Annotated in this window: 19 protein-coding genes; 11 read left to right on the top strand and 8 right to left on the bottom strand. The window is 37.7% G+C overall.

All coding sequences use genetic code 11. From position 1 onward, the window contains the following. The first annotated feature begins 18 nt into the window (after positions 1-18). On the top strand, positions 19-183 hold the full coding sequence (locus F6K18_RS00735; RefSeq protein ID WP_287517714.1) for a hypothetical protein: 165 nt from the start codon (positions 19-21) through the stop codon (positions 181-183). Between the two features lie 1,308 nt (positions 184-1,491). Continuing rightward, positions 1,492-2,343, top strand: coding sequence for a tetratricopeptide repeat protein (locus tag F6K18_RS00740; RefSeq protein ID WP_287517778.1), 852 nt, complete (start codon positions 1,492-1,494; stop codon positions 2,341-2,343). 69 nt (positions 2,344-2,412) lie between these two features. Here the strand turns inward: F6K18_RS00740 and F6K18_RS00745 are convergent, their stop codons facing one another. The 3 genes from F6K18_RS00745 to aroC form a co-directional block, all read right to left on the bottom strand. Then, a complete protein-coding gene (locus F6K18_RS00745) occupies positions 2,413-2,640 on the bottom strand; it encodes a hypothetical protein (RefSeq protein ID WP_287517716.1) in 228 nt (75 codons plus the stop codon). Between the two features lie 356 nt (positions 2,641-2,996). Next, positions 2,997-3,905 (bottom strand): MBL fold metallo-hydrolase, encoded by a 909-nt coding sequence (locus F6K18_RS00750; protein ID WP_375341280.1) that lies wholly within the window; start codon positions 3,903-3,905, stop codon positions 2,997-2,999. 440 nt (positions 3,906-4,345) lie between these two features. Further along, entirely contained in the window at positions 4,346-5,461 is a 1,116-nt protein-coding gene (aroC, locus tag F6K18_RS00755; RefSeq protein WP_287517719.1) for a chorismate synthase, read from the bottom strand. Between the two features lie 218 nt (positions 5,462-5,679). Between aroC and F6K18_RS00760 the strand changes: the two genes are divergently transcribed. Then, the gene (locus F6K18_RS00760; RefSeq protein WP_287517720.1) at positions 5,680-5,898 is read left to right on the top strand and encodes a hypothetical protein; all 219 of its coding nucleotides are present in this window, start codon (positions 5,680-5,682) and stop codon (positions 5,896-5,898) included. A 593-nt stretch (positions 5,899-6,491) separates the two neighbouring features. Here the strand turns inward: F6K18_RS00760 and psbN are convergent. Then, positions 6,492-6,623 carry a photosystem II reaction center protein PsbN gene (gene psbN / locus F6K18_RS00765; RefSeq protein WP_287517721.1) on the bottom strand — a complete coding sequence of 44 codons (132 nt, stop codon included), beginning with the start codon at positions 6,621-6,623 and terminating at the stop codon, positions 6,492-6,494. Between the two features lie 88 nt (positions 6,624-6,711). On the opposite strand from psbN, the gene psbH reads away from it, so the two are divergent. From psbH to F6K18_RS00795, 6 genes are all read left to right on the top strand, one after another. Continuing rightward, the gene (psbH, locus tag F6K18_RS00770) at positions 6,712-6,915 is read left to right on the top strand and encodes a photosystem II reaction center phosphoprotein PsbH (RefSeq protein ID WP_287517723.1); all 204 of its coding nucleotides are present in this window, start codon (positions 6,712-6,714) and stop codon (positions 6,913-6,915) included. A gap of 106 nt (positions 6,916-7,021) precedes the next feature. Then, on the top strand, positions 7,022-7,294 hold the full coding sequence (locus tag F6K18_RS00775) for a TatA/E family twin arginine-targeting protein translocase (RefSeq protein ID WP_287517725.1): 273 nt from the start codon (positions 7,022-7,024) through the stop codon (positions 7,292-7,294). A gap of 223 nt (positions 7,295-7,517) precedes the next feature. After that, entirely contained in the window at positions 7,518-8,150 is a 633-nt protein-coding gene (gene pth / locus F6K18_RS00780; RefSeq protein WP_287517782.1) for an aminoacyl-tRNA hydrolase, read from the top strand. An 806-nt stretch (positions 8,151-8,956) separates the two neighbouring features. Further along, complete coding sequence (locus tag F6K18_RS00785; protein WP_287517726.1) at positions 8,957-9,223, top strand: DUF3146 family protein; 267 nt, start codon at positions 8,957-8,959, stop codon at positions 9,221-9,223. 418 nt (positions 9,224-9,641) lie between these two features. Next, positions 9,642-11,363, top strand: a complete 1,722-nt coding sequence (locus tag F6K18_RS00790) for a CTP synthase (RefSeq protein ID WP_287517728.1) — start codon at positions 9,642-9,644, stop codon at positions 11,361-11,363. Between the two features lie 315 nt (positions 11,364-11,678). After that, positions 11,679-12,107: a hypothetical protein gene (locus F6K18_RS00795; protein WP_287517730.1), complete on the top strand. Its 429-nt coding sequence runs from the start codon at positions 11,679-11,681 to the stop codon at positions 12,105-12,107. A 637-nt stretch (positions 12,108-12,744) separates the two neighbouring features. Here the strand turns inward: F6K18_RS00795 and F6K18_RS00800 are convergent. Together F6K18_RS00800 and F6K18_RS00805 are read right to left on the bottom strand one after the other, a co-directional pair. After that, positions 12,745-13,731, bottom strand: coding sequence for an ROK family protein (locus tag F6K18_RS00800; protein WP_287517784.1), 987 nt, complete (start codon positions 13,729-13,731; stop codon positions 12,745-12,747). Between the two features lie 347 nt (positions 13,732-14,078). Beyond that, positions 14,079-14,330: a hypothetical protein gene (locus F6K18_RS00805; protein WP_124146291.1), complete on the bottom strand. Its 252-nt coding sequence runs from the start codon at positions 14,328-14,330 to the stop codon at positions 14,079-14,081. A gap of 312 nt (positions 14,331-14,642) precedes the next feature. Between F6K18_RS00805 and carB the strand changes: the two genes are divergently transcribed. Then, positions 14,643-17,873 carry a carbamoyl-phosphate synthase large subunit gene (gene carB, locus F6K18_RS00810; protein ID WP_287517732.1) on the top strand — a complete coding sequence of 1,077 codons (3,231 nt, stop codon included), beginning with the start codon at positions 14,643-14,645 and terminating at the stop codon, positions 17,871-17,873. Positions 17,874-18,667: 794 nt separating this feature from the next. Beyond that, the gene (locus F6K18_RS00815) at positions 18,668-19,717 is read left to right on the top strand and encodes a PEP-CTERM sorting domain-containing protein (protein ID WP_287517733.1); all 1,050 of its coding nucleotides are present in this window, start codon (positions 18,668-18,670) and stop codon (positions 19,715-19,717) included. Positions 19,718-20,414: 697 nt separating this feature from the next. Here the strand turns inward: F6K18_RS00815 and cbiE are convergent. Continuing rightward, positions 20,415-21,671 (bottom strand): precorrin-6y C5,15-methyltransferase (decarboxylating) subunit CbiE, encoded by a 1,257-nt coding sequence (gene cbiE / locus F6K18_RS00820; protein WP_287517735.1) that lies wholly within the window; start codon positions 21,669-21,671, stop codon positions 20,415-20,417. A gap of 758 nt (positions 21,672-22,429) precedes the next feature. Further along, a complete protein-coding gene (locus F6K18_RS00825) occupies positions 22,430-23,209 on the bottom strand; it encodes a DUF1868 domain-containing protein (protein ID WP_287517736.1) in 780 nt (259 codons plus the stop codon). Positions 23,210-23,227: the final 18 nt, after the last annotated feature.

Genomic DNA, 23,227 nt, shown 5'->3' on the forward strand with positions numbered 1-23,227 from the left:
ATAGGAAATGTCCATTGGATGAAAAAGATAAATTATGACCTAATAAATGGTATTAAAGCTATTCATTCTGTACGTCGCCAATCCGATAGCTCCCCTACCTGTACGGGCAAACGGCGGTTTGCCTCTACCACTGACTGCCTAAGAAATAACCTAGTTACTTGTAGCAAATATTTATCAAAATAATATGGGTCTAAAACCCCGCCTTTTAAGGCGAAATATTTTTGGAGGGTTGCTCAAAATCCCCGTTACAAAAATAACTTCTGACTTCTGACTTCTGACTTCTGACTTCGTTAACACCCTTGGTATAAGACATATCAAAAGCTTAAAATTCAGACAACGCAATATTTTTCCTTCTCTCCTAGATAACTAAACGCCTTCTTCCTTCTGCTATATCAAACAAGGTTTGTAGATTATAGGTAATATTCTAGATGAGAAAAGTTTACCGCCTTACCTAATACCTACAGCAGATTTCATCTAATATCAAGTCCGGAAATTAGTTATGAAAAAACCTATCTTTTTACACAGGGCAAATATCCCTATTATCCCTACTGCCTACTCTCTTAATTTATAAGTATTCAAGCGGAGATGATATAAGTGATATCATGTCCCTTGGTATAGTCCCGTGTAACAGTTGGGGAAATATCTACCGCCATATAAGTAAAATTTTTCCTTTTCTTAAAGCTTCTTCCTTCTTCCAACTTCGGTCTTCCTGAGCTTCTCTATACAAGACCGATGCTACCGGACATGATATGAGGTATAGCGCTGTGCGCAGGCAACAGGCAACAGGCAACAGGCAACAGGGGGAATAAAAAACCGATAATACAAGGTTTTTAGCTATTGGACAGTTATTGTAATTTGTAAATATGCCAGGCCAGCGCACATTGCTATACATAAGTCGTGGACAAAATGCCCACACCACAAACATTAAAACTCCGTCCTGAAGGGCGAGGTCTTAAATATTTGTACTTCATATACTTGCAATTTACAGTAATTTAAAAAATGGTAATTTTCTACATATATTCCAACAAAACTCTGACTAAAGCAATCTAAATCATAACTGATTATACGAATATGATATTTTTTAAAGGAGAGAACAGGAAATAGGGAAAAATCATCAATCTTTTTGATAAACCAGACTTTGTATAATCTCTCTTTCTCATAACTATAAACAAGATTTTTTTTATTGATAACGCACTTATTCAAACTTGATACAAATTCTAGGGTAGCAAGGTTAAAATAATTGAAAATTTTAACCTTATATGAAATACAAAAAATAATAATACAATTATTTCACCAAACCTCAATAAATAAGTTGAGCAAGTTGAGCGAGAGAATAAAAGATAAATTTTATCTGAAATACAAGTAATTATGCTATTTTACCATTCCCCCATTTCCACATCTCTCTATCTCCCCATCAATTGCCTGTAGCAAACATTCACCTATTTCATATTATATAGTCAAAAATTTGCTCAATTCCGACATAATGACATAATAGTTAATAACACAAAATATTCTAGGAATTCAATGGGTATATCTATAGAAGTTGACAACACAACCTTTGCCACCGAAGTCTTAAAAAATTCCCACAAAAAACCTGTTCTAGTAGACTTTTACGCTACTTGGTGTGGTCCGTGTAAAATGCTTAAACCAATCTTAGAAAAGTTGGTTCAAGAATATGACTTTATCTTAGCTAAAGTGGATGTCGATCATAATCCCGAATTAGCTCAAACTTATGGTGTAGAGGGAGTACCAGATGTTAAAATCGTAACTCAAGGAGAAGTTAAACCAGGTTTTGTAGGAGTTCTATCAGAGCCAAAACTACGAAATTTTCTAGGTGAACTTAACCTAAAATCAGAACTAGAAACAGAATTAGAAACACTGCGAAATTTGACAAAATCTGGTGAATTAAAAGAAGCAAAAAATCTTTTAGACCAGCTTTTTCAAAAATATCCTCGTAATATTAGCTTAATCATAGAAGCTGCAAAATTTTTAGTCAGCTTAAATCGATTAGAAGAAGCTCAAAAACTAATAGAAACTATTGGAGAAAATAACCGAGAGTTTTATCCCCAAATACAAGCAGTAAAAGGACTAATTCACTTTAAACAAGAAGCAGAAAATCCTGGTGATAGTGAACTAGATAAAATGTATGCTCAAGCTTGTAGCTTAACACTATCAGCTAACTATGAAGAAGCACTAAAATTATTTTTAGATATAGTCACCAGAAATCGTAAATATAAAAATGACGGCGCACGCAAAGCAATGCTGGCAATATTTAATATCTTAGGAGATGATAACTCTACCAGTAAAGAATATCGAAAGCAACTATTATTAAACCTGTACTAAAAGTAGTTATTTTAACTAGCTATCAGCTATTAGCGCTTCAGCTATTAGCCTAAAAATTTGTGCATATAATTAGGGTTTGCTGATTAAATCTAAAAACACTGACATATAAAAGTAAGTGCCTTTTTGGAGCGAAAAAAAGTGCCAACTTTTCAGCTTGAGTGACCAAAAAGTCAGGATAAAAGGCAGATAAGCACAGAAAGATACAGGTACAATTATTCCTCCTACTTTCTCAGCTCTCCCCACCCTCCCCACATTCCCCTCCTGGGAGGGGGAGGGGCGAGGGGTGGGTCCCCACACTCTGCTTTTTTCAGCAAACCCTAATTATTGCTCTGCTGATTAATTCTCAAAGTATTGATAAATAAAGGTATTAGCCTTTTTGGGGTTCAAAAAAGTGCCAGCTTTTCGGTGCCAACAGCTGCAAAAAGCTAGTATTTTGGGCTGACTATGGTAGAAAAATCACTCTTACAATTCTTACTCCTACCTCCTCGCTCATTCCCTGTTCTTCCTGTCTCCTGTCTCCTGTCTCCTGTCTCCTGTCTCCTGTCTCCTACTAAAAGACTTTTTCAGCAAACCCTAATTAGGTATCTGTTTGCGGAGCTGACCGCTGAACTACTGAATTGCTGTTTGCGCAGCATTCCGCCAGAAAACGCTTTTTAAACTCCCATTGGCAGGACTAAACCTTCGCAGGCCATAACTGCCTGGGGAAAAGCTGCTTTGACTTTTTTTGCTATTTCATCGAGAAAATCATCACTGTGAGTAGGTTCATGGTGAAAAATTACCACCCGCTTTACTCCTGCTGCTTTAGCTACTTTGATTGCTTCCTGCCAAGTCGAATGTCCCCAACCCACCTTAGAAGACTTAGGATTATGATACTCATCATCAGTGTACATAGCATCATAGATTAATACATCAGCATTGCGGGCTAAATCTACCACACTTTCATCCAAGCGATCGGGAAAATGTTCCGTATCAGAACAATAAACTACCGTCCGTCCATTCCATGTCACTCTATATCCCATTGCTGTATTAGGATGATTCAGAGAACCAGTCTCAATCTCAATATCATCCAGCATCATTTTTTCCCCATGCTGAAGCTCATAAAAACGTAAGTCAGCCTGGATACCATTTAAAGGAATAGGAGAATTATAATGTAGAACCCTTTGTATAAAATGCTTTCTCATGGACTCCCCTTCTGGAGGTATAGCTCCGTAGATATGAAAACTATTTCCTGGGGTAAAAGCAGGAGTAAATAAAGGGAAACCTTGAATATGATCCCAGTGATAATGAGTAAAAAACATATAAGCTTCTACTGGGATATCCTGCATCATTTCCTTGCCTAATTCTCGTAGACCAGTACCGCCATCAAATATCAGGCGCTTACCAGCTATTTGCATTTCTATGCAGGAAGTATTTCCACCATATCTAACAGTATCTTTCCCTGGGGTAGGAACACTACCTCGTACACCCCAGAACTTAACTAAAAAATCTCCCATTTGTTCAGACATCTTGGAGAAATCAACATTATCTTGAGTTAGCACTTCAGAAGAAAGTTTAGTTTCCATATGAATTTTCTTTTAGCAGTTTCCACTTTATGAATTTAAAGATTTCTGGATTTTTAGGAAATTGAACTAGAGAGAGAAAATATAGCAGCTTGCTTTTCTATAAGTTGTTAATTATTGCCAATTCAAAAAATTGTCCAACTTTAATAATTAACCAATCTGCAAAGCACTATTTATAGGATTACAAGAATTGCTGGCGTTGCTGAATAAATGTATGATTTCACAGGAGTTAGGAGCTAGGAGTCAGGAGTCAGTAGGTAGAAAAGAGTTGTTCGGTGACTAAATAGGTATAATTTGCAATATTGTTTTTGCTTAAAATTTACCCAAAGTTGAATTTCATACCTCAAATCAGCAACACCGAATTGGTTAAGACATTTTTCAATCCTGTTTCCTGATGGATTCCACAGGGAAAAACCCTTTTACAGTTAGCTATTCCCTATTCCCTATTCCCTAGCGCGTAGCGCCTTATGTTTCAAACTCTCACATTGTCCATGATGGCGCAATAAATGATCGCATAGCACTATAGCTACCATTGCTTCTACCATAGGTACAGCTCTAGGTAAAACGCAAGGATCATGTCTTCCTTTAGCTGCCAACAATGTCTCTTCACCTCTACGACTAACAGTACGCTGCTCTTTACGAATTGTAGCAGTTGGTTTAAATGCTGCCCGCAACACAATATTTTCTCCATTAGAAATTCCTCCCTGTACCCCTCCAGAACGATTAGTAACAGTGCGAATTTCCCCTTGATCATCTGTATAAAATTCATCATTATGCTCGCTACCTGTCAGAGTAGTACCTGCGAAACCAGAACCAATTTCAAATCCTTTGCTCGCTGGCAAAGACATTACACCCTTAGCTAAATCTGCTTCTAATTTATCAAATACAGGAGAACCAAGACCTTTTGGCACATTCCTGGCCACACATTCAACCACACCTCCCAGAGAATCTCCCACATCCCGTATTTGCTCTACTAATTCAATCATCCTGTCTGCACATTCGGTATCTGGACAACGGACAATATTACTTTCCACTTGTTCTATAGTCACCGTTTCTAGGTCAACGATGGCCTCTAAATTTTTGATGCGCTTCACATAACCTACAATTTCCACACCAGAATATTGTTTAAGAATTTTTTTAGCGATCGCCCCTGCAGCAACTCGTCCAATAGTTTCTCTAGCTGAAGAGCGTCCCCCACCTTGCCAGTTCCTTATACCATACTTAGCATCATAAGTCGCATCGGCATGAGATGGACGATATTTACTAGCCATCTCCTGATAATCTTGTGAACGAGCATCCTTATTTCTCACCAACATCATAATTGGCGTACCCAAAGTTTGACCTTCAAATACTCCAGACAGTATTTCACAAATATCTGTTTCTTTGCGGGGTGTAGTAATTTTGCTTTGTCCCGGACGCCTACGGTCTAACTCATATTGAATTTCTGCAACATCTATTTCTAGTTGAGGAGGGCAACCATCAATTATAACTCCTACTCCTCCTCCGTGGGATTCACCAAATGTTGTTACCCGAAATAGATGTCCAAATGTGTTGCCCATGAAACTCAAACTACAATAAAGAATTAAGACCTCTATTTTAACCTGTTTTCTTTAAATAAAGCACTCAGCGATCGGCAAATACTTTGCTCTGTCAAGAGTTTTTGAGGTGTAGGACTATGGAGAAAAAGTTTAAAGAATCACATCAGGGGTCAGCAACGAGAGCGAAACGATTTTGTGGCGATTGAAAATCTCAATATTAAGGGTTTAGTTCGGACAGATTGGCTAAGTCAATTAATGACGTAAGTTGGTCTATGTTTCTAGAATGTCTAGAATATTTCTGTCAAAAAAATGACAGAAAATTAATAGCTGTTAACCGCTCAACTAAACCTACTCAAAGGTCTGAAAGCCTAGTCATTCTTAGTGGGTCAAGCACTACAGGACTAAACGGCAAACCCTTTATTCCCTGGTCAAAAACATCGGGAATTACTTTACCCTAGTATTAAGAGGCCAGTTAAAATTGGCAATAATCTCCCGTTAAATTTTGATAATGATAACGAGAGAGTGTTAATCACCTTCTAAAAATCGGCGTTGGTGAACTTGTAATCCTCTAGATAGGAATTGGCACAGTCTTAAATTTTAAGTAGTATAGTAGTCAGGAAATGGAATACTGAAGCATTTTTATTCTATAGCATTCTATATTCACCAACGCCTAAAAATCTAGACAATCCTAGACACGCTCTTCATCAGTGAGTAAGAGTAATTTTCCGCCTCACCTGTCCATAAGTCTACTGGCGCGCGAAGGTTGGTTAATATTCCGCTCAAACACATTGAGTTTAGGATTCCCTAGGCGGGTTTTCGTCCTTATGAAAAGTCGAGTTTCAAACAGTCCATAATTATTGCTAGAATACTCTGATTTTAGCATACATATGTAATAATAACACAGATTAATGGCGTAAAAACATAGACATTTTGTAGATATTTGTCTTGGATAGTCCATGTTTTTAAGCTTTAGCAAACAAAAGTATAACTATATCAATCTATAATAACATAAGTTTATATATATTAATAAATCAATAATAGTTAATTAACCTTAATCTTCGTGTTCATCAAAAGGGTCTCTCAACTCCTTAGCGGGAGGTCCAAAAGCTGTGTAAACTGAAAAGCCGGTGATGGCCACAACCATTACACCGATAGAGATACTAAGAACTGTTGCAGGTTCCATATAATTCATTAAAATTATGAGTGTTATACATATACAATATTACAAAAGATTAAAAAATTCTGCTGAATTATAGATTACATAGAAACTTATGGCACAAAGAACTGGATTAGGAGACCTGCTCAAACCTTTAAACTCTGAATATGGTAAAGTATCTCCCGGTTGGGGAACTACACCATTAATGGCCGTTTTTATGGGCTTATTTTTTGTATTCTTGTTGATTATTCTCCAAATCTACAACTCTTCGTTGTTGTTAGAGAATGTTGATGTGGACTGGGCTAATCTAACTAAATAAGATGAATTAAAGAGTAGGGCTAAGAAATTCAATTAATTAAAATTTCTCCAGCCCTAGCCATATCCTTAGTAATAATCTCAGATAAGTTTTAGGAGTAAAAAACAAGATGAATATTTTTGGTATTGGTCTGCCTGAAATGATTGTAATTTTAGTCGTAGCTCTTTTGATATTCGGTCCAAAGAAACTACCAGAAATTGGTCGTAGTTTAGGGCAAGCGATAAATAGTTTTAAAGCAGGAGCTAAAGAGTTTGAAAATGAGTTTAAACGAGAGGCAAAACAGTTAGAAGAAGGGTCTCAAGTTAGTCAGTATCCTCCTGAATCAGAGTCAGAAAAAGTAGTAACCGTTTCTTCTCCTACAGATACAACCCAGAAAAGCTAGTTGTTCATTAATTGATAATGGATAATTGATAATTACCTCTGGTTAAAACTGTTACGGAATTGAATATAAGGAAATATTATTTCTTTGTTTTTCTCTAAAAAGGGGAGGCTTTAAACCAGAATTATTTAATTATTAATTATTGGTAAAAGTAGAGAAAAAAATTACCTGAGCCAATCAAAAAAAATATAATATTTTTGACGATTTAATTTTGATTATTAACGTAATGAAAGAGGTTGCGCCAGGGCTAAATTTAGTGATTCCTCAATTAATTGTAGGTTTGGGAAATCCAGAGCCAAAATACGAAAGAACTAGACACAATATAGGATTTGCGGCAGTTGATAGTATAGCCAATATGTGGCATACTTCTCTATCGGAAAACCGAAAATTTAAAGCGGAATTTGGAGAAGGCAGAGGTATAAAATCCGATAAAATTTATTTGGTCAAACCCTTGACTTATATGAATAAGTCGGGACAAGCAATTCGTAGCGTGTTAGATTGGTATAAATTGCCACCACACTCAGTGCTAATAATATATGATGATATGGATTTGCCGATGGGACGACTGCGACTACGGTTATCTGGGTCTGCTGGTGGCCATAATGGCATGAAGTCAGCGATCGCTCATTTAGGGACTCAAGAATTTCCTCGTTTGCGCATAGGTATAGGTAAGCCAAAGAATGCTGGTGCTGAGAGTAGAGACCCAAATACTATTGGTCATGTTTTAGGAAAGTTTAGCCCAACGGAAAGTCAATTAATGACTCAAGTGCTGAAATTAGTTGTAGAAGCTGTAGAGCTTTCTTTGAGACAAGGAATAGAAAAAGCTATGAGTCTCTATAACAGTCGTAGTGTAAGCTGATCAGAAGATTAATTTACTATTAGACATCTGGTGAATTAAAGATATAGACTTTTTGTAAGAGTAGGGAACAGGGAACAGGGAACAGGGAACAGGGAACAGGGAACAGGGAACAGGGAACAGGAGACAGGTAACAGGGAAGATGTTTTTAGGAAAACAACACGGAAAATGATTTTTTGAGTAACTTTTACCGAATAATTAATAATTAATAATTAATAATTAATAATTAAAGAATTCTGGTTTAAAGCCTCCCCTTTTAAGCTATGCTTTACCCACATCTTTCTTAACATAAAGCTTGACAAAATAGAGGAGTTATGTGTAAGTCTTGGTTCTGCTTTTTCGGGAGAAAATAATGTATGGAAAGATACTTTTTTTTGACAACTTCAGTAGTTTTACTTAACTACTATGATTTTTTCTCCTTTCTCCCCTGCTCCCTACTCCCCTGCTCCCCACAAAGGTTTCAAGACTTATGGGTAAGGGATAGCCTTTTAAGGGGAAAAAAGCGGTCGTTTGCGGAGCATTCCGTAGGATGGGATGGATGGGTTTCCTAACCATATCCAATGGACCAAGAGAAGAAATAATATCTCCTTATATTCAATCAATAACGGTTTTAACCAGAGGTAATTATCAATTATCCATTATCAATTATCCATTAATGAAAACCCTAGTTTATAGTAAATAAAGGTCAAGTTTATTTTCTGGAGATGTCTCTTGAAGAAAGTATTTAAAACTGCCTTTATTAGTATAAGTGAGGGTATTATATAAGTTTAAAATTTTGGCTTTAATAAAAGTGTGACTTGTAACTATTAATGAGTTATAAAGGTTTACCAGAAACTACTGCTTATGTCAGAGTAACTCGTCAGTCTTGGCAAAAAGGCACTATCGAAGGAGAAGTAAGTGCTGGTTCTTTTAATTGGAATTTTAAATGGGGTTTTCGCCATAAAAAAACTCTTTCCATTCAACCTTCTCAAGGACGTGCTTTAATTCAAGAACCTTTAGGTAGGTTTTTAGAAAAATGGGATTATCAACTAGAAGCTGGTGGAGATTACTATTTTACAATTAAAGCAAAATTTTAGGATGCATCTCAATGCGTGAATAAAGCAAAAAATTTATCGCTTTTAGGGAACAGGGAACAGGGAACAGGGAACAGGGAATATATAGGAAAAAAGTGTTTTTGCAAATATGAGATGCACCCAAATTTTAGAAAAATTTAAGATATTAATTAGGTAGGTGGAAAATTTTAGTTGAACTTTAGCTCAAACAGGCTAAAAGTAATTGTTAAGTATACAAGTTAGTGATGATGTAGATTAACCGTCCAAAAGCAAATAATAAATTCAAATCTCAGTATTGACAAGTATTTATTACCTAAAATCCACACAAAAATGCCAAAAATTATAACTATTGAAATGAGATTTTTCCAGCCTTTGACCTACTACCTAAAACCTTCTTCAAACCTAAAACCTAAACCCCAAAACCTTCTTCAAAAAAAAATTTATGAGTAAATTTGTATTTATAACTGGTGGAGTAGTTTCCAGTATTGGTAAAGGAATTGTAGCAGCAAGCTTAGGCCGTTTGCTCAAATCACGGGATTATTCCGTATCTATTCTGAAATTAGACCCTTATATCAATGTAGACCCAGGTACCATGAGTCCCTTCCAACATGGGGAAGTATTTGTCACAGAAGATGGGGCAGAAACAGACCTTGACTTGGGCCACTACGAACGATTTACAGATACCTCCATGTCTCGCCTGAATAGTGTTACCCAGGGTTCAATCTACCAAGCAGTAATCAATAAAGAAAGACGAGGCGATTATAAAGGAGGCACAGTTCAAGTTATTCCTCATATTACCAATGAAATAAAAGAGCGGGTACATAGAGTTGCCAAAAATGCTAATCCAGATGTAGTAATTACAGAAATTGGGGGAACTGTAGGAGATATTGAATCTCAGCCCTTTTTAGAAGCTATTCGGCAATTTCGTAAAGATGTGGGACGAAATCATGTGTTATATATCCATGTTACCCTAGTCCCTTGGATTGCAGCGGCAGGGGAGATGAAAACTAAGCCCACTCAACATTCAGTCAAAGAGTTGCGCTCTATTGGTATTCAGCCAGATATTCTAGTCTGTCGATGCGATCGCCAACTTAGTCCCAGCTTAAAAGAAAAAATGTCTGAATTCTGTGATGTACCTGTAGCATCCGTAATTACATCAAAAGATGCCGAAAGTATTTATGAAGTACCTCTAATGTTAGAGGCAGAAGGACTAGCCGTGCAAGCTCTAGAATTATTAAATATGGAGCAACGTCAACCAAATCTTGATAGGTGGCAAACTTTGGTTAATCGTCTTTATCATCGGGACAATCCTGAAATAGAGACAAAAAATGTCCAATCATCTACTACTACAAGTATCGAAATTGCGATAGTAGGTAAATATATTCAACTGAGCGATGCTTATTTATCAGTGGTAGAGGCATTACGCCATGCTGCAATAGCTATTGGTGTGGACTTAAATTTGCGTTGGGTCAGTTCTGAAGATGTGGAGGTCAAAGGAGCAAAGACCTACCTGGAAAAGGTGAATGGAATTATTGTTCCGGGAGGGTTTGGCGTGAGAGGTATTGATGGAAAAATAGCTGCTATTGAATATTCTCGGTTGCAAAAAATTCCTTTTTTGGGGTTATGTCTGGGAATGCAATGTGCGGTAATTGAGTGGGCACGGAATATAGCAAAATTGGAATGTGCCCATAGTGCAGAGTTTGACCCTGAAACACCAAACCCAGTGATTAATTTGTTACCCGAACAACAAGATGTAGTGGACTTGGGCGGTACTATGCGACTGGGACTTTATCCTTGCCGTCTTCAAACTGATACATTAGCATTTCAGACTTATCAGCAAGAGGTGATTTATGAACGTCATCGTCATAGATATGAATTTAATAATGCTTACCGGAACTTGTTGTTAGAAACAGGATATGTTATTAGTGGAGCTTCTCCGGATGGTAGGTTAGTAGAAATTATTGAACTTCCCACTCATCCTTTCTTTATTGCTACACAATTTCATCCAGAGTTTCAATCTCGACCTAGCACTCCTCACCCTCTATTTCATAGCTTTTTTAAAGCTGCTAGTTCACAAGAAAAATGTTATGATTTGTCTGTAAATAATGTTGAACTCACCCAAGATAATGTAGTTAGTACAGGTTCTATCCTAAGTTATGACTAGGTTATTGGTTACTCAAAAAAAATTTTTTTATTCTTTGTTATCAAGTTTAATAGCCTAATTTAAGGCTATTACTAATAATCTAAATACAGCATTAACCATTGTTAGATATTCTAATATTAATAGCTGATAGTTACCTTTGAACCTTCGATATTTCAAACTTTTAGTAGTAGTGCAACTCCTTGATTAAAGAAGAAATCTTTTTCATAGAGTCGTAATTTACAAGATCGAGGGTAACTTAATAGTGTCAATCGAACTTTTAGAGTAACTTGCACTAATGTCGAGAAATGCAAGAAATCAAAGCTTTGAGGGGGTCTTGTGGCCTACTGGATTAAAATAGACTATGAAAGAAGTATATACTTGATTGACCTTGATAGTATTACTGCTTTTTCTTGTAAGTCAAATAAGCAGATAACTTTTTGGTTGCCAAATAGCAGTCAGCCAATTATATTAAATAAGCAAAGTTGCGAACATGACTATCAGCTAGTCATAAAATATATTACAGAAAAGATTGAGATAAACTGTCTCACTAATGATGAATGTTGGGTACATATTATTTACGATCGCCATGAATGGTTGATAAATTTGAATTGTATTACTACATTTGCTTCTGAACCTAATGGTCGTATAACTTTTTGGCTACCAGATAGTACAAAAGATATTATTATTAGTCCCAATATCGATCCGGAAGCTTATGAAAAGGTTGTGGAATTTATCACAAAAGTAACAGGGTATTCTTTACCTTGAAGAAGGAAGAGGGAAGAAGGAAGAAGGAAGAGGGTCTAATACCAATTGCCAAAAGTTATGCTATACTTAGGTAGCACTTCAATTATTAAGCAATTAACACTAGCCTTATACCTTTTTGATAGTTGTCACGGTATTTAGCATTAATTAGGGTTTGCTGAATAAAGTTTTTTGCTATGGGTAGGAGTCAGAAGTTAGGAGTCAGGAGAAACGGGGAATTTAGAGGAGGTAGAAGTAAGAATTTCCCTCAATTTTTCTGTCCTTGATTTGCCCAAAATGCTAACTTTTTTGTAATCTCAGAAGGCTAAAGTCTTGGGGTTGCACATTATGGAATGATATTGCCAAAAATTGGTTTAGATTTTGACTAAAAATAACCATTAATTAATCATTCTAGCAATTGATTAATCCACAATCCAACTCAATCAAAAATATCAAATCATTCGTCACTGTGCAACGCCGAAAAATTAAGAGACAAATATATCCGACTAATTTCTAATTAAATTCTATTCTCCTCTCCTCCTAACAACTCTCTACTCCACTCCTGGGAGGAGTTAGGGTTGGGTGTCCCACACTTCTTTGACATCAAAGGTAAAAAAACCCTTAGTAAGCACTTCCCCACTCCCTCTTTTGTAGGAGATGTCTAATTATTATGCAAACTTGCCCAAGCTAATTTAGCAGCTCCTACAATACCAGCATGATTACCTAATTTAGCCGTTAATAATTTTAAGCCCAAACGAGAACTCAACAAAACTCGTCTCTCAATTTCTGCTTTAGCTACAGGCAAAAAAAGTTCTGCACCAGCACTCACTCCCCCTCCAATAATTACAGCTTCTGGTGTCAAGATATAAATCAAACTTGCCAAACCTGCACCCAAAAGTCTGCCATAATATTCCCAGAATTCTAGGGCAAATTGGTCTCCAGCTTGAGCCAAATTTGCTAATTCCAAGGGTTCTTTACCAGTAGTGCGACGAATTGCCTGAACAGAAACATATTGTTCTAGAGACCCACTATTACCACTGTTACACTCTGGCCCGTCCGGGTTCAAAGTAATTAACCCTAACTCTCCCGCAGCACCTAAATGACCTACAAACAATTGACCATCTAAAATAATTGCTCCCCCAACACCAGTACCCAGAGTAAGCATAATCATATTTTTAAACGAACGACCTGCCCCTAGCCAAGATTCTCCTAAACCAGCACAATTAGCATCATTAGCCAAAACTACTGCTAAACCTGTCTTTTCCTCCAAACACTCAGCCAAGGGGACATTTTGCCAATCTGTCAAATTAATTGCTACTTTGGATATTCTACCTTGAGCATCAGTAGGGCCAGGTACTCCAATACCTATTGCTTGAATAACTACTGAGTTATCTGGTTGAGATTTAGCTACAGATAAATCAAGTGGATTAACACTATAATTGTTGAGTGAAGAATTAGATCTTAAACCAGAGTTCGCAGAGCGTTGCAATAACAAAATTGCTTCTACCATCACATCAACTACTGCTTTTGGGGTTGCAGGTTGAGGAGTTGGCACATTCAAAAATTGATGACAAACTCCATCTTTGTCAAAACGCCCCAGTTTAATTGCCGTCCCCCCTATATCAATACCTATTACCTGAATATTCATGTTAGTTAGTCTGTGTTTAGCTGTCACACAACGCACGTTAACGCTTTCCTAGGTTATGAAGGGCGCAAACGGGATATGTAAAGCGTAGCATTGCCTCAACAAAACAAGAAACTTCATCAGGAAATTGGGTACAGTTATCCTTGTTTTAAAGTTCCTGTTATCATCCCATATAATGTATCCCCTTCGGGGGAGCTACCCTTACGGTAGAACAGTTATAATAGAGCTGCGTAGTTTTACTTTAGCAATAATATTAAGTATTGCAAGGGCTAGAGCAAAACTACAAACAAAAACTTTATTATTGCTAATTAAGCGGACATGATATCAGATTCAACGGCAGAGAACTTCACTTAAAATCTTTCAACACTAGAATTAAATATAGGTTCAACCCGGATAGCAATTATAGCAGAGGGACGAACAACCATATATTCTCCTTGAATAGTCTTAATTGGCACATTTACAAACTCTGGAGAATCATGCTTTGGAACTATAACGCCACTGTACCAAGTTTGAAATTCTTTAAGAGTCAGAAAACGTACTTCTTCGCGAGCGCCACCTTGTAAAATCAGGTGTATGGCAAATTCATCAGGGTTTCTAGGCATATCTAAAAAGTTTCAGTCAAAATTTAAAATTCAAAAGTACTAATTAATAAAACTTTGAGTATTTTGTCAATGGCTAGTTTCGCTAAATAATCAACCATTACAAGATCAAATTTCCAAAGTATTAACTTAAGCTAAAGGCTGATAGTTTTTTACCTCTTAGTTTTCAGTATAGTATTTTTGCTGACGACTCAGGGCTAATTGCTTTAAATGCCCAAATATAAAATTGGTCTGTATATCATAACACTACAACTATACTAACCCTTAAAATACTGTGAATTAACCCTTAATTGTCAAACAAATAAATATAAATCTATGCCGCGTCGCCAAGATATACGCAAAATTCTACTTGTTGGTTCTGGTCCGATTGTAATTGGCCAAGCTTGTGAATTTGATTATAGTGGTACACAAGCTTGTAAAGCTCTTAGAGAAGAAGGATTTGAGGTTGTGCTGGTCAACTCCAATCCAGCTACAATTATGACAGACCCAGAAATTGCCGAATGTACTTACATCGAACCCCTGACTCCTGAACTTGTAGAAAAAGTCATTGTCAAAGAACGACCAGATGCTCTCCTACCCACAATGGGCGGTCAGACAGCTTTAAATATATCAGTATCCTTGGCCAAAAATGGTACTTTAGCTAAGTATGGTGTTGAGTTAATCGGAGCTAAACTACCAGCAATTGAAATGGCCGAAGACCGACTGCTATTCAAGGAAGCAATGGCTCGAATTGGTATTCCGGTTTGTCCATCGGGTATTGCTAGCAACTGGGAAGAGGCAAAAGCGATCGCTAATGAAATCGGCACTTATCCCTTAATTATTCGCCCTGCTTTCACATTAGGGGGAACAGGAGGAGGTATTGCTTACAATCAGGAAGAATACGAAGTAATGGCACAAGCAGGGATAGATGCTAGTCCAGTATCTCAAATCCTAGTGGAAAAATCGTTGATTGGTTGGAAAGAATATGAATTGGAGGTAATGCGAGACTTAGCAGATAATGTAGTAATTATCTGTTCGATCGAAAATATTGACCCGATGGGTGTACATACTGGAGACTCAATCACTGTTGCTCCAGCTCAAACATTAACGGATAAAGAATATCAACGACTGCGAGATGCTTCGATTAAAATTATCCGGGAAATAGGGGTAGAAACTGGGGGTTCTAATATTCAGTTTGCTGTCAACCCGGTGAATGGAGATGTGATTGTGATTGAAATGAACCCACGGGTGAGTCGCTCTTCAGCTTTGGCATCAAAAGCTACTGGTTTTCCTATCGCTAAAATGGCAGCAAAGTTAGCAGTTGGTTACACCTTAGATGAAATTCCTAATGATATTACTAAAAAGACACCAGCTAGTTTTGAACCTACTATTGATTATGTTGTTACGAAAATTCCTAGATTTGCTTTTGAGAAATTTCCCGGTTCCCAAGCAGTGCTGACTACTCAAATGAAGTCGGTGGGAGAAGCAATGGCAATAGGTAGGACATTCCAGGAGTCGTTTCAGAAAGCATTGCGGTCTTTAGAAACAGGTAGAGCTGGTTTTGGTGGTGATCGCTGGGAAAAGTTGCCCAGTTTAGAACAAGTACGAGCAGGGTTACGCACACCTAACCCAGAGAGAGTATTTACAGTACGTCATGCTTTGTTGTTAGGCATGACAGTAGAGGAAGTCTATGAACTGACCGGAATTGATATTTGGTTTCTGGATAAGATGCGGGAGTTGACCGATACAGAAAAATTGATTAAGCGAACTTCCCTCAACGAATTAACAAAAGAGCAGATGTGGGATATTAAACGGCAAGGTTTTAGCGATCGCCAAATTGCATATTGTAGTAAGACTACTGAGGATGAAGTCAGAAGTCATCGGTTGAGTTTGGGAGTTAAACCTGCTTATAAAACGGTGGATACTTGTGCAGCAGAATTTGAGGCGCTGACACCTTACTATTATTCTACTTATGAAGAAGAGTCAGAAGTTTTGCCTTCTGAAAAACGGAAAGTAATGATTCTGGGAGGGGGACCTAACCGCATTGGTCAGGGAATAGAATTTGATTATTGTTGTTGTCATGCTAGTTATGCTCTGGGAGAAGATGGGTTTGAAACAATTATGGTTAACTCTAATCCCGAAACTGTTTCGACTGACTATGATACGAGCGATCGTCTTTATTTTGAACCTTTAACTAAAGAAGACGTACTAAATATTATTGAGGCGGAAAACCCGGAAGGAATTATCGTTCAGTTTGGCGGACAAACACCTCTGAAATTAGCGGTTCCCCTGCAAAAATATTTAGAGCAAACAGAAACTAAAACAAAAATTTGGGGCACTTCCCCAGACTCTATCGATACCGCAGAAGACCGAGAAAGGTTTGAGCATATTTTGCGAGATTTAGATATTCGTCAAGCTGCTAATGGTCTCGCCCGCAGTTTTGAGGATGCGCTGGAGGTGGCAAAGAAAATAGGTTATCCAGTGGTGGTACGACCATCCTATGTTTTGGGAGGCAGGGCAATGGAAATTGTTTATTCTGACCAAGAGTTAGAGCGTTATATGAAGTTTGCGGTACAGGTGGAACCGGAACATCCAATTTTAATTGACAAGTTCCTAGAAAATGCGATTGAAGTGGATGTGGATGCCATTGCAGATAGTACTGGTCAGGTAGTTATCGGTGGGATAATGGAACATATTGAGGAGGCAGGTATTCACTCTGGAGACTCTGCTTGTTCCATTCCTTATCAAACTTTAGCTCCTGCTGCTGTGGAAACAATTCGCCAATGGACTGTTGCTCTGGCAAAAGCGTTGAATGTTATCGGGTTAATGAATATTCAGTTTGCGGTGCAAGGGGAAACAGTATATATTTTGGAGGCAAACCCCCGTGCGTCGCGAACAGTACCTTTTGTGTCTAAGGCAATAGGAACACCCTTGGCAAAAATGGCATCGCGAGTCATGTCTGGCAAGACGTTGCCAGAGTTGGGTTTTGTGGAGGAACAGATACCCGAACACGTTTCTGTGAAAGAGGCAGTTTTACCATTTGCGAAATTCCCCGGTACAGACACAATATTAGGACCGGAAATGCGTTCCACTGGAGAAGCGATGGGTATTGATATTGACTTTGGTAAAGCGTTTGCTAAAGCACAGTTATCCGCAGGGCAAAAATTGCCTTTGGAGGGAACAGTATTTGTGTCGATGAGCGATCGGCATAAAGAAGCAGTTGTGCCAGTGGTTAAGGACTTGATTGAGTTGGGTTTGAAAGTGATAGCTACTGAGGGAACTCGGAAGGTATTGTGTTTGCATGGTTTGGATGTGGGGTTGATGTTGAAGTTGCATGAAGGACGACCTAATGTTTTGGATGGGATTAAAAATGGAGAAATTCAGTTGATTATCACGACTCCTTCTGGGGAGGAAGCGCGTGCTGATGGGATTAAAATTCGGCGGAGTTCGTTAGATTATAAAGTGCCATTAATTACGACTATTGCGGGGGCGAAAGCAACGGCGGCGGCGATTCGAGCGTTGAAGTCTGAAGTGTTGGAAGTGAAGGCGATGCAGGATTATTATTAGGTTGGAAGAAGAGCTAGACACAGATTATGGCACGGATAAACGGATTTTCTCAATCAGAAGTTTTAGGGTGCGTTAGACGGCTTAAATTCAGACTATAAGAGGTATTTAGCAATCCGTCGTAACGCACCGTTTTAGTAGAACCTAACCCCCCAAACCCGTAGGGATGTTTCATGAAACGTCCCTACATTTTTCAAAAAGATTCTTATAAAAAAGTAGTGGTACTTAGACATTTTATGGTCTAAAAATGGCTTATAGTCAGTCTAGATCAGGGAATTTTGAGCCTATTTTCTACTTCTGTTTTGTGTAAGTCTCACTAATTATTTGTGCCTACCTATTTCATTGACTTTAGCTAACAGTTAACTAATAAAGAGGGAGCAAAGTTTAATTTATCACCCCCTCAATTTTTTACTTCCCTTTGCGATCGCTACTTTCATGCCACAAAGTTGCTATAAATTGAAAACTTCTGTAGTAACGCACCTAGCGATCGCTCTGTTAATCTACAACACCAAATAAAATTCCATTATCTTGAGAATATTTTTTATACAAAGTTTTATTATATCACTCCGATACTTCCTAAATATACTAACCAATCTAACTTCATCAAAACTTCATAATCCCTCTAGGTGCAGTTATACAAATCAAGGCTTTATCTAGTAACTAATTCGACTGAATTTTAACTACTAGAAACACCGTAGACAAAATTAAAGATTCTGTAAAGTTAGGCAAGAAGGGGTTGCGAAAATTTTTTTGGGGGGGGTAGGCTAAATTTTAATCTTAACTCAGGAAATTTAACTATGTTGAAAAAGCTTTCAATCGCTTCTGGATTAACTACCGCAGGATTAGCATCAGCTCTAGCATTAATGGTATCTCATCCAGGTCATGCTACAACTATAATATTCGATCAAATTGGAAATGGTACACCCACTGATAATGGAGGAAGCTTTGTTAATCAGGATTTTGAGCCTGTCTTTGACTCATCCGATGGAGCGATCGTAGATGACTTTGAAATTAACAATCCTGTCAAACTTCTTGGAGTTGATGCTGTATTTCTAGACAATAATAATATTCTATCTAATGCGACACAATGGAATGTAGGTATTTTTAGTTCGCCTACAGCCGCAAGTACAAGTCTTATTGGTGATGTGGCTCATGAGTTTGTCGATCCTAATGATGTTAGTATTTCTACAGGATTTAATAATAGTGGAGAAGTGCTTGTTGAAATTCCCATCAGTTTATCTTTAGCAGATGCAGATACTTATTGGCTTGGGATATATCCCACCCTTGATTTCGATCCTTTTGGTCAGGTATTTGTTTCTTTGAGTTCTTTAGCAAATGATACCTCTGACAATGCAGTTTTTGCTAATCCAGGAAATGGATTTGGGTCAGGTACTTTAGCTGATTGTGATGATTTCTTTCTTTCTCCATCTCCATGTAATGTTGCTTACCGTCTTGAGGGAGTACCCATAATCTTCGATCAAATTGGAAATGGTACACCCACTGATAATGGAGGAAGCTTTGTTAATCAGGATTTTGAGCCTGTCTTTGACTCATCCGATGGAGCGATCGTAGATGACTTTGAAATTAACAATCCTGTCAAACTTCTTGGAGTTGATGCTGTATTTCTAGACAATAATAATATTCTATCTAATGCGACACAATGGAATGTAGGTATTTTTAGTTCGCCTACAGCCGCAAGTACAAGTCTTATTGGTGATGTGGCTCATGAGTTTGTCGATCCTCCTGAACTTAAAGCAGCACCTGAACCTGCTTCCATCTTAGGTCTACTAGCTATAGGTACTATCGGCGCTACTTCCCTGAAACGCAAACAAAAAGAAGAAAAGTAGGTTCACAGATCTAATTTCTGGCAAACCTACGTCAAATTTACAGTGGTTTTCATTTCAGTAGACCACAGTAGGGACGTTCCATGGAACGTCCCTACAAGGTTTTGGTTGTGACGATATGGTCGATCAATCTGAAAAGCGCTGTAAAACCTAACTTAAGTATATCTCCAAATATTCGATTCTGAGGAGATGCACCCGAAAAATATTTAGGGTGTGTCTCTCAACTTTTTCATGTAATATTTTGTCCAGCAAAACAATTGTTATTGCCAGCGACAGCATTTGCAGAGCATTCCGTCAGGAAAGCAATCTCCAGAACTCAGGGATGACTATGCTAAAAACTGCTCCGCTAAATCTTCATAAATCACTATCTGATCGAAATTTATACCAAATCCAATTACTATAGACTACAATATTTTATTGAGAAAACCTTAATATATATGAATTTTAGCTTACTTATTTGTGGTCTAGGTAAACTGGATTTGGTATCAATCCGTTTTTTTGATTGGTTAACTGAAAACAGGGACGTATTTGCCAGTCATAAAGAGAGTTTAGGCTATATTAAAGCTCTAAAAATTGTGTAAGTCCCCTCTGAGGGTGACAAGCACTTCAAAACTATTGTTTGATCAGGGTTTCAAGGATATCCACATATCGCCATGAGGACCGCGATTGCCTTCATTTGTCGCAAATACATTACCCTGTGCTAACTACTAATAATCATAATATTCACTGGATTGAGTGGAGTAAAGCGAGTTAAATTAGCTATAGGTATAGATCGAGATAACTGTACTTGCAAAAGACGATAATTCCAACTCCGATCGCTCTTTTTTCTTTCCTCTACCCAACTTAAAGCAGTATGCAAATTTTCCAAACTGGTAAATGCTAATACTATCATTCCTCCAGGTACCATCCTCATCCCACAAACTCCCAGAATATTCCTAAGTTTACCACTACTGCCCCCAATAAAAATTCTATGGGGAGGACGCAGGTGATGCAAAATATCTGGAGCATTACCATGAATAGAAACTACATTGTTAACCTGAAAGCGATGGCAGTTTTCTTCAATTAAACTTGTTCCAGCAGCAGTTTTTTCAATTGCATATACTGTAGAATCACTAAAAAGGCGGGCAATTTCAACTGAAACAGAGCCACTACCAGCACCAATATCCCAAATAATTTGTCCTGGTTGCAAACCCAACTCGGCCAAAATTAACACTCGTACTTCCCGTTTAGTCATTAACCCCGGGCGATCGTCGTAAGTAAAAAAATAATTATCTGGTATCCCCAACCAAGGCAAATTAGTTAAATCCACAGATTGATTAGCTAATTTACCTTGACGTAATAATACTACTACATTTAAAGGAGCAAATATTTCTTGTTTTGCTTCATCTATAGACCATTGTTGAACTCGTTCATCCTCACTACCTATATTTTCACAGACCCAAAAATGATAGTCAATTGGTAAATCTAAACTTAATAACAAACTAGCGATCGCCTTTGGTGTATGAGTATGGTCTGTTAACACTGCTATTTTCTCAATTCCCTGCTGCAGTGCTTGAATCAACTCATCCATTGAGCGACCATGAACGCTAATTATTTTAGCATCTTGCCAAGGAATTTTAAGGCGACTAAAAGCTAATTGTACCGAACTCAGATGCGGATAAAACCTTAATTTTTCTGGCGGAAAATGAGTTACTAATAGTCGCCCTAAGCCAAAAAATAAAGGGTCTCCTGAAGTTAAAACTACGATACAACTGTTGGGGATATCTAAATGCTGTCGTATTTCTACAATTGTCTCAAGTATATCTTCCAGTACAATAATTTCGGCAGAATGATTAGGGAAATAACGGAGATGGCGATCGCTTCCTACTAACACAGTCGCCCTTTCAACAATTTTCCGCACTGACTCATTTAGTCCAACAACTCCATCTAAACCTATGCCAATAACATTTATACTCACGATAATTTACAGCTAAATCAGTAGTCAATAGTCCGTGGGAATTATATAAAAGGTGCTGCTGAACTAAGGGGTGAATCTTTGCAAAAAAGGTAACACATCTTTATATACTTCCTTCTTTTTCTAAAACTATAATTCCAATGCGCAAATATGTAACGCCCTCCACACTCCCCACACTAATTCATCCCGCAAATATGCAACGCCATATAAAATACTCCAAATACAATTTTTAAACTCTGCCCTTAAGGACAAGTTACGATCAAAATTCTAACTTATCAAGTCAAAAAATGGCGTTGGTGAATCAACATCAGAATTAAGATATTTGGACTAACCGTAATCAACATCAGAATTATGAATACCCCTTTCATTACTTGCTCCCGAATAACTCATAAACGAAATAATCTGTAGGGACTTTGAATACAAAGTCCCTACCTATTCCCTATTCCCTATATTATTTCTGGCCTAATTTAATTAGGGCTTGCTGATTAAATCTAAAAGTCTTTATAGATAAAGGTTTTAGCCTTGTTAAGTATCAAAAAGTGCGAGATTTTAAGTGGTAATAGTTCAATTTAGGAGCGGATTTTGGTCAAGATTTGGGCAGAAAAATTAAGGGACAAAACTTAGCTCCTACCTCCTCGCTCCCAAGCCATTTCTCCTATCTTCCCCTCCACCGGAGGGGTTAGGGGTGGCTTGTCTCCTGTCTCCTGTCTCCTGTCTCCTGTCTCCTACCCCTACTAAAATACTTTTTCAGCAAACCCTAATTACAAATCTACAACAGGCCAATCTGATTGTCGATAATACCGTACCATATTATCAAACTTTCGGAGTTCTCCCCGATGCAATAACATTTCTGAATTGCTTTCCAACCATTGATTATTTAATTCTAAAATCCCATCTCCCACAGCAGCAGTATCTAAATCTGATGGAATTTCCCCAAAATATCCCAAGGTAATATGAGCAGTAAAGTGATATTGCTGTTCAATACCTAAAGCAATGAAATTAGGATTTTGATAAATTGACCGACGTAGTTGTAGAATCCGATCATAAGAACTTTCATCTTTTGGGACTAGACAAACACCAATAGCTCTAGTCATTACTACAATTCCTAAAACTTGCCAGCGGACTTGATGGCCACTTTTGGCAATAGATAACTCTTGAAAACTTTCAGCAATACAAGAGCGTAGTTTTTCTTCAAATTGAGGATTACTTTGACTAGCATCTAGAAAGGCACTTTCCCAAATTAAATCAGCTAAGGTTAAATGAAAACTATTGCCAGGCACGGGAATCATTAAATTAGTTCCCAATAGTTCTACTAATAGTTGTTGAGATTGTTGCAAATACTGATAAAAGTTGCCGTTTTGCGAGTCTTCTTCCCCCGGTGGAGTAATCACCGAATAGCCAGGAAAATTTTTCGCCTCAATTTGGCCATCCAGTTTAGTGAATTTCGGAGACTGTTGGATATATTCCAACTGAGATTTGTAACTTGATAGCAAGGTTGTCTGTGCTACTCGGTTAATGTAGTTCTGATATGTATCGTCCAATCTTAATCGCCCCTTATC

Source organism: Okeania sp. SIO2C2 (assembly GCF_010692625.1).
Taxonomy (GTDB): domain Bacteria; phylum Cyanobacteriota; class Cyanobacteriia; order Cyanobacteriales; family Microcoleaceae; genus Okeania; species Okeania hirsuta.